Source organism: Microcystis sp. LE18-22.4A, assembly GCF_027531105.1.
Classification (GTDB): Bacteria; Cyanobacteriota; Cyanobacteriia; order Cyanobacteriales; family Microcystaceae; genus Microcystis; species Microcystis aeruginosa.
The window spans coordinates 37,366-45,408 of the sequence record NZ_JAPZRB010000222.1 but is presented as its reverse complement, the minus strand read 5'-3'; the positions used below and the strand labels follow the sequence as shown (position 1 = coordinate 45,408).

Here is an 8,043-nt window from a genome sequence, read left to right as displayed (position 1 = left end):
TTAATTTATACAGCACCATTTTTTTATTACTTTTTTCCTCTTTTTTTTGACCAACTAAAACTTTTTTCTCCCTTTGTCACTTTAATGGGGTTGTGGGTGGGGGGGTGTGGGGTGGGGGGTGTGGGGTGGGGGGGGTGGGGTGTGGGGTGTAGGTAAGGAAACCTCTTTCGTCTCTGGTGGTGAAAATTTTTTCATCGGGACTGTCTCCTGTTTTTTAACAACAGAATCCTGTTTCTTCCCTGCTGTCTCCTGTCTCCTGTCTCCTGTCTCCTGTCTCCTGTCTCCTGTCTCCTGTTTTTTAACCACAGAATCCAGTTTCTTCCCTTCTGTCTCCTGTCTCCTGTCCCCCGACTTGCCAGTGGGAATTTTTGTCCGTCTGCTATCGGCGAATTTTTTCTTTAAAGAGCGCAATTCTTTTTTCAGAGACTTGAGAAACTCCTGACGGTTATGGAGGAGGGTTTCCAGCTGTTGAATTTTTGTTTGTAATTCCGTCGCTTCCGTCTCTAATTTTTGTCTTTCCAAACCGGTTAAACGACGTAGGGGCATAGCCAAGATAGAATCAGCTTGAGCGTCACTAATGCCCAATTCTGCCTGAAAACGATACTTAGCCGTCGTCCCATCGGGAGCATTTTTGAGAATATCCACCACTCGATCGATATTCTGCAAAGCTAATAATAAACCCTCGACTAGGTGTAAGCGATCGCTGGCCTGTTGCAACTCATCGCCATACTGACGGGTGAGAGTCGTTTCTCGAAAGCGCAAGAATTCCTGTAAAACTTGTTTTAAAGATAACTGCCGGGGTTGATTATCGACCAAAGCGAGGATAATCGCCCCAAAATTAGTCTGTAGGGCCGTTTGTTGGTATAAAGCCGCCAAAACCTGCTGCGGTTGACTTTCCCGCTTTAATTCAATCACCACCCGAATGCCTTCGCGATTACTTTCATCGCGGATATCGGCAATTCCCTCCAATTTCCCTAAATTGACTAATTCGGCGATTTTTTCGATCCATGCAGCCTTATTCACCTGAAAAGGCAACTCAGTAACCACAATTGCCGTCCTTTCCCTTCGGCGCTTGCCCTCAATGATAATTGTTTCAGTTTTCGCCACTCCGCGCACGGGAATAATCCCCCTACCGGTGCGATAAGCCTCCCGAATGCCGGTATCATCTAAAATCTCGCCTCCCGTGGGAAAATCGGGACCGGGGATAATTTCTACTAACTTTTCCTCGCTTAAATCGGGATTATCAATCAAAGCGATTAAACCTTCCACCACTTCCCCTAAATTATGGGGAGGAATATTAGTCGCCATCCCCACCGCAATACCTGAACAACCATTAAGAATCAGTATCGGTAACTGAGCGGGTAAAACAACGGGTTCCTGTTGAGAATTATCAAAATTACTGGTAAAATTAACGATAGCTTCGCTAATTCCCCCTAAAACCGCCTGATCACCGATGCCGGCCAAACGGGTTTCTGTATAACGCATGGCCGCCGGGGGGTCGTTATCGATCGAACCAAAGTTACCATGGCCCGATAAAAGTGGGTAACGACTGGAAAAATCCTGTACCATACGAACCAGTGCCTCGTACACTGACTGATCGCCGTGGGGATGATATTTACCCAAGACATCCCCCACCACCCGCGCACATTTGCGAAAAGGGCGATCGGGAGTTAAACCCAGTTCGTGCATAGCGTATAATATGCGACGATGCACTGGTTTTAGTCCATCGCGTACATCCGGCAAGGCTCGCCCCACGATCACACTCATGGCATATTCTAGATAGGATCGTTCCATCTCTTGGTGTAAGGCCGTGGGTATAATTTGACCACTAGCTAAGAAATCCAGTTGTTTGGCCATGAGTCTCTCGTTTTCAATCTGTCTAGCTGTGAATCATAAGGCATTTTGTCCGTTTTAACCTTGTTTATCCCTGAGCATCCCTATGACGACTGTTTTGATTGTAGAAGACGACCCGATTAATTTTCGCGTTTTTGCCAAAATTTTGACCAAACGAGGTGGTCTAGAGGTTAAAGGGACCGAAGACGTGGAAGAAGTGCTTCGTATTGCTCGGGATAAGGAAGCGGACGTGATCTTAATGGATGTCTCCCTCTCCCATAGTGTCTATGAAGGGAAAGCGGTAGATGGCATTAAAATCAGCCAAATTCTCAAAGCTAACCCCGAAACCGCCGATTTACCCGTTATTCTCGTCACCGCTCACGCTATGGAGGGCGATCGAGAGAATTTTCTCAAGCAGAGTCAGGCCGATGGTTATATTTCTAAACCAGTGGTTGATCACCAAGCTTTTGTTAATCAAATTTTGGCGATCATCGATCAGAAGCTGGTCTAAGCTTTGAGTCTTCTTTTGTTAGTATATCAGTATTGATCTAGGGTGGGCTGAATAAATCTAAAAACCTTGTTGGGTAAGACTTTTAGACCTTTTGTCAATCAAAAAGTACCGGCGACGGAAGTGATTGGGGGGAAAATCCCTGGACTTTTCCCCTGAAAATTAGGTAATTGACCCCCTCAAAATCGGTAAAACCCTACACCCCACACCCTGTCCCCACAAGAAACTTTTTGCCGCAAACCCTACTTAATCCTCCACTCTGCCATAGATGGCGTAGGCTCGATCGAGCGACCAGGCCCACATCTGATCCCCTAGGGAAAAATGCCACCATTCCCCCTTATGTCGGCTAAATCCCGCCTCCTCCATCACTTTAGCCAATAAAACTCGTTTTTGATGATAACTCTGTTCTCGCGGGCTTTTTGCGGCGATATAATAATCGGGATGCGATCGCTCACTGATCTCATCGATTTCCCCCCCCATGGGGATGGCTTGTCCCTTCTCGTTCACCAGGGTAATATCGATCGCCGCTCCGGTACTATGGGGAGGCGGAGTGGCGGCATTATCGCTGGGAACCGCCCAAATAGTGTAAACTTCTGTTAAAATCGCTTGACTTTCTGCCTCCGATAGTTTCTCTTTGGCTAATCCTTTTGTGTCTAGGAGACTCTGAAAACTATAATCGACCATAAATTGTTGCACTTCCACCGGTCGATAGGCATCAAAAATCAAAATTTGCCAACCAGGTTGATAGACTTGCAGGCGGTTTTGAGCGTCAATCAGAGCATTTAACACCCCTTGTCGCAAAAAATAGGGAGATTTACCCCGATAATTAGCCCCTAATTTCTCGTAAGCGTGGGGAGAAGGGATAACAAATTTATCTGCGGGTATAGGTACTAGGGGTTCCCCACATTCACGAATAGGAATTTTTTGGTAGGGTTTCATCTCGTCATCGGGAAACAGTAATTTTATTGATGGTCAACTCGATCGCCAGTTTACATAGGGTTTGCGGCAAAAAGTTTTTCGTGGGGGTAGGGTGTGGGGTGTGGGGTGTGGGGTGTGGGGTTTTACCCATTTTCAGGTGGTCAATTACCTAATTTTCAGGGAAAAAGTCCAGGGATTTTCCCCCCAATCACTACAAGGGTCGGCACTTTTTGAGGGAAAAAAGTCTAAAAACCTTATCCAACAAGGTTGTTAGATTTATTCAGCAAACCCTACATAATCCCGTTATTCTTCCTCCTCAACGGTTGTAGGGAATTTCATACTGGCCCAAGTTAACTGTTTTTGCGGGTCTTTTTCCGGTTCACTAAAACTCTCCTTGAGTTGTTCTTTCACCTGGGCAATATTACCACTTTGAGCGGCATTCTTTAGATCATAGACATAACGAGCATTTTCGATCGCTTCCTCTTTACTACGAGAACTAGACTCAAAGCATTTTTCTAGGTCTTTGTAAATACCCTTTCGAGAGATTTTGAGAAAATATTGACGTTCTGTATCGATAAGTTTAGCCAATAATTCTAGGTGCATGGAATCCTCGGCACAGATATCCGCGAGTATATCCCATTCTTCACTCCCCAAAAGATTATTATCCGCCCCCGGTCGCGGGTCTTGAAAAGTTTCTCCAGTCACTTGTTTATAAATCTTCGGTAATTGGTCATCAAATTCGTGCTTTTCTTCCCTCCAAATCCGGCGAATTTCGCTGAGTTCCTCCGTGGTAATTAGGGTAATATCTTTCATCTCCTCTGGGGCATTAGTACGCACGCTCTCCTGAGCTTCTAATACCCTTCTCAGCCAATATTCTCGCCATTGTTTAGTATAAGGACCGGGTATGGGTTCGATCGATATTTCTCCATTTAAGTTTCTTTCAAATAATTGTACTTTCCCAAAGATACGGCGAAAATCCCGTTTTGGTCGGTCATCTTCTATATCTAATTCGTTGCGAAGGTCTAAAAGCGGTTGTAACCATTCTTTTTCTTGGTCATTCTGTATCATTGCCTCCATCGATTTATCTTTATTCACCAACGTACACACCCAACAACCTAAACGCGAATCTCCACAGCTAGGAGTGGAAGTATCTACCACTAGGGGACATTCATTATCCGCAGTCGCTCCTCTATACATTGCTAATAATTCTTTGTTATCTCCTCCCCAGGGATTTTCCCACTGCATTAAGTACATCCATACTTCATCAGTACGCCAATCTTCTAAAGGGCTATAAATAATTGCATTGGGAAGGCTACCACTATAGCGCAATGGTTTACTAATATTCTCCTTAAGATTAAGTTGTTCTTGAAAGCTATTAATTTCATATTTATTCATTGTTGAAGCACGTTTATTACTCTCAGCCTTTCTTGTACCGAGCATAAGAATAACTTCGCCATTTTCTCGAATTTGCTGACGAATAAAATGATTTGTTGGTGTTATCTTTAGTCTTTCAGTACACCAACGAAATCCATGACGAGGTGCAGGATAGCCTTTACCAATTAAACAAGTCCAAAAAGTATCTTTTATTTCTGGGCGTAATAAATAAGGTTCTACAGGCATCTGCTGCATTTTAGCTTCATTTTTCATTCTGGCTAAAGATTGTTTAACCCAAGTAGATACAAGAGGATTTTCAACTTGAGTATCTGTAGTCATTACATAAATTTTTTTATGACGCTCCTCGATGGAAAGTTTGCTGATTGCATTCCAAATTAACTGAACAACAGCACTACTATCTTTTCCTCCTGAGTAACCTATAACAAATGGAATACTGTTAGAAAGATATAAACTTTGAATTTCTTTTGTAATTATTTCAACGTCTATAACAAAGTCATCAACAGTTCTAGAAGGAAAAATATTTATCTGTGTTTGCTCGCCAAAAATAACATTATTTCTCATAAATTTAACCTTTAAATATATTATCTCTATGCCATTTTACGGATTCAAGATTAGGCAGATATTCGTGATTATCAGGCAGTATAAGATTCTCACCATGAAAATCTTTTATAGACTTTGCGTTCGGTGAAACTTCTTCAAAATCTTCTGTGATAATAATTTTGTATTGATTATCAATTGTGAATAATCCTTGATCAAATGCCCAATGATGATTTTTACACAGAGATAAACCATTGTTTATCTGGTTATTATAGAATTTAGCAAAAGGTTTGATATGTGCGCCATCGACAATACTTTGTGTCAAGGAGTGGTTTACTTTAAGACCACAAAAAGAGCATTGATAATTATATATATAAACGACTGCTTTACGAAAAAAAGCACTTCTTATTAAAGATTTTCGTAGGTAGAATTTTTTCTCCTGTTCTACATTATCGAATATTGATAATTCTTCCGTACTTACATCCTGCAAGTTAGTGTTAATAGTCAATATTTCACTAATTTCTTTTTGAGATGATAAAAACCATACTGATATTAAAGTGTCTATTAATTCTTGACGACAATTTTGGTCTTGAAGCAAATTATATAAATCCTCATCTAATGAGGCATATTCTACAGCTAATTTGAGTTTTTTCATTGACTTTGGCTGTAGCCCATTAAAATCTGGCTTTAATCTTAAATACCAGAATCCTTCGCTTTGTAAGTGAAAAAATGGATAATACAACCCCCCCTCGTATTGAGACGATAAAACATTCCAGTATTTATTAAATGTATTAATTAATTCATCCGAAACAAAAATTTTATTTTCCGTGATTAATCCCTGTGAAATTAGATCGATAACTGATAAAAGTAAAATTGGTTTATATTGAGCATTACCTCTTTTTTTACTAACATTAACATTCAAAGATGCGAATCTTTCACAATAATATTTTAAATTGCGTAGGGGAAGACTATCGACCATAGGGGGGGGGAGATATGCGGATAAAAAAAGGAAACTATTACCAGCATACAGAAAAACATCCCACCGAGAGGGAAAAATACAGAAAGCCTAGAGAGATAGTCATAATAACATCGATCGAGCGCGGCTGACAAGCGATCGCAAAGTCGAACTTATGTACTATGATCAACCCTTAATGCAACTTTAAAAACCCGCTTCCCACTCCCTCCTATACCCTTTAAACAGGATTTAGTATCACTTTCCCGGGTTGAGGGTTTAAGTCCGGTTAGGGATTAAAGAGTAACTCCACCGTCCACGGGTAAAACCACCCCTGTCATATAGGGGTTGATAATCAAACTCAATACTGCTAGGGCGACTTCTTCGGGTTGCCCTAAATGTTCGACAGGTAGAGCAGAAACCGCCCATTTGCTCAGGTCGGAGCGTTCCGAATCACCTTGACTGGTCCAGATGCTTGTATCTTCTATTAATCCGGGGGCAACAACGTTAACGCGAATAGGAGCGAGTTCTAGGGCGAGGGCGCGTCCAAATACGGCTACGGCACTATTAGCGGCGGCTATGACGGAAATTCCGCCCATTTTGGAATATTTGAACATAGTGACGCTGGATGTCAGGGTAATAGAACCGTCCTTGGCCAAAGTTTTCAGGGAGCCACGCACTGCTAAAAAGGTTCCCCAGAATTTCTCCATACCTCCCCGGGCCGTTTCTGCGGTCATTTCGGTTAATAAGGCTCGCGGCATATTTCTGTCTCCGAGAGAGGTGACTACTAAATGGTCAAAGTTGCCAATTTCTGCAAAAAAGGCATTAACAGAATCTTCTTCTAAAAAATTAACAGTTTTGGCTTCAATCTCCCCGGAAATTAGGGCAACAGCGGCAGCTAATTTCTCTTGAGAAGCATGGGAAAGCACCACTTTTGCCCCCAGGGAGAGCAATTTTTCGGCAATCGCTAGGTCAATCCCGGAGCTTGCACCAATAATAACGACTTTTTTACCCGATAAGGAATCAAACATTTTTTTTGTCTCCAAAAATTCAAGAAAAACTTACAACTATTACAGTATATTGACTGGCTTTTGGGCAGCAACTAACCAATAAGTTATGGCCGAGGAACTTAGCAAATTATCCAGAGCCTTAATGTTTAAATTATAGGTTTCTTCGTCTAATTTTCCCGATTGCAATTCCTCTGTTAACCAAGACTTAAGATGGCGAAAATGTCTGAACCAGCACTCCTCCGTCACCTCGACAAATTGAACATCTTTAAACCCTGCCTGTTGATAAAGATTTTGATACTCTGCCCTATCTTTGACCGTGTTTGCTTGGGGAACTGTCCAATCACCTAAAAGTTCTGTTGTGGCAAAACTCAGATCTGAGAGAATTAAGGTTCCCCCCGGCTTTAATACTCGCCAAGCTTCTTGCAAGAATTGCCGCCTGGTATTAAAATAAAAAGCCGCTTCTACACAAATAATTTGCTCAAAAGAATGATCGGCAAAATCCATCTCTACTGCGTCCATTAACAGAAATTTACCCTCGGGAAAATTCAAGAGACTTCTGGCAATTTGTGTCGGAGAAATGTTAATCCCCACAATTGCTGTCAATGGGTAATATTTGAGAAGATAATGGGTAGTTGCTCCTAAACCACAGCCAACATCAAGAATTGTTCCCTGTTTGTTGGGAATAAATTCTAAAAGTTTCTCCATCAGAGTAGAGGATGCTTCCTGTTGATCTTGGGTATGGGAGAGCCAATAACCGACATTAAAAAACTCTCTTTCACCATAAAACTCTCGAATCGAAGGACTACAAATTAAATCATCGAATCTACTAATCCATTCATTTTTATCCATTGTTAAACTCACTTAACTGTTTCGGCAAAAACTACATTAGT

Annotated in this window: 7 protein-coding genes and 1 pseudogene; 2 read left to right on the top strand and 6 right to left on the bottom strand. The window is 41.8% G+C overall.

Annotation, left to right across the window (positions count from 1 at the left end; all coding sequences use genetic code 11):
• Positions 1-123 precede the first annotated feature (123 nt).
• Positions 124-1,857 (bottom strand): annotated as a pseudogene (locus O9295_RS09950) (DNA gyrase/topoisomerase IV subunit A); the annotation flags it as partial.
• Positions 1,858-1,939: 82 nt separating this feature from the next.
• Between O9295_RS09950 and O9295_RS09945 the strand changes: the two are divergent.
• Positions 1,940-2,344 (top strand): response regulator, encoded by a 405-nt coding sequence (locus O9295_RS09945; RefSeq protein ID WP_061430386.1) that lies wholly within the window; start codon positions 1,940-1,942, stop codon positions 2,342-2,344.
• Between the two features lie 243 nt (positions 2,345-2,587).
• Here O9295_RS09945 and O9295_RS09940 read toward each other — a convergent pair whose 3' ends face one another.
• Positions 2,588-3,280 carry a M15 family metallopeptidase gene (locus tag O9295_RS09940; RefSeq protein WP_288032849.1) on the bottom strand — a complete coding sequence of 231 codons (693 nt, stop codon included), beginning with the start codon at positions 3,278-3,280 and terminating at the stop codon, positions 2,588-2,590.
• Between the two features lie 61 nt (positions 3,281-3,341).
• Between O9295_RS09940 and O9295_RS09935 the strand changes: the two genes are divergently transcribed.
• Entirely contained in the window at positions 3,342-3,533 is a 192-nt protein-coding gene (locus tag O9295_RS09935; RefSeq protein WP_104397014.1) for a hypothetical protein, read from the top strand.
• Between the two features lie 29 nt (positions 3,534-3,562).
• Here the strand turns inward: O9295_RS09935 and dndC are convergent, their stop codons facing one another.
• From dndC to O9295_RS09915, 4 genes are all read right to left on the bottom strand, one after another.
• Positions 3,563-5,215 (bottom strand): DNA phosphorothioation system sulfurtransferase DndC, encoded by a 1,653-nt coding sequence (dndC, locus tag O9295_RS09930; RefSeq protein WP_288032848.1) that lies wholly within the window; start codon positions 5,213-5,215, stop codon positions 3,563-3,565.
• A 4-nt stretch (positions 5,216-5,219) separates the two neighbouring features.
• Positions 5,220-6,170 carry an HNH endonuclease gene (locus O9295_RS09925; protein WP_353737385.1) on the bottom strand — a complete coding sequence of 317 codons (951 nt, stop codon included), beginning with the start codon at positions 6,168-6,170 and terminating at the stop codon, positions 5,220-5,222.
• Positions 6,171-6,439: 269 nt separating this feature from the next.
• Entirely contained in the window at positions 6,440-7,174 is a 735-nt protein-coding gene (locus O9295_RS09920) for an SDR family oxidoreductase (protein ID WP_287669660.1), read from the bottom strand.
• Between the two features lie 39 nt (positions 7,175-7,213).
• Positions 7,214-8,002: a class I SAM-dependent methyltransferase gene (locus tag O9295_RS09915; RefSeq protein ID WP_190722322.1), complete on the bottom strand. Its 789-nt coding sequence runs from the start codon at positions 8,000-8,002 to the stop codon at positions 7,214-7,216.
• Positions 8,003-8,043 lie beyond the last annotated feature (41 nt).

What these genes read in the sequence shown, in the direction of transcription:
- O9295_RS09945 (WP_061430386.1), top strand. Translation starts at nt 1,940, where the DNA reads ATGACGACTGTTTTGATTGTAGAAGACGACCCGATTAATTTTCGCGTT.
- O9295_RS09940 (WP_288032849.1), bottom strand. Translation starts at nt 3,280, where the DNA reads ATGAAACCCTACCAAAAAATTCCTATTCGTGAATGTGGGGAACCCCTA.
- dndC (WP_288032848.1), bottom strand. Translation starts at nt 5,215, where the DNA reads ATGAGAAATAATGTTATTTTTGGCGAGCAAACACAGATAAATATTTTT.
- O9295_RS09925 (WP_353737385.1), bottom strand. Translation starts at nt 6,170, where the DNA reads ATGGTCGATAGTCTTCCCCTACGCAATTTAAAATATTATTGTGAAAGA.
- O9295_RS09920 (WP_287669660.1), bottom strand. Translation starts at nt 7,174, where the DNA reads ATGTTTGATTCCTTATCGGGTAAAAAAGTCGTTATTATTGGTGCAAGC.
- O9295_RS09915 (WP_190722322.1), bottom strand. Translation starts at nt 8,002, where the DNA reads ATGGATAAAAATGAATGGATTAGTAGATTCGATGATTTAATTTGTAGT.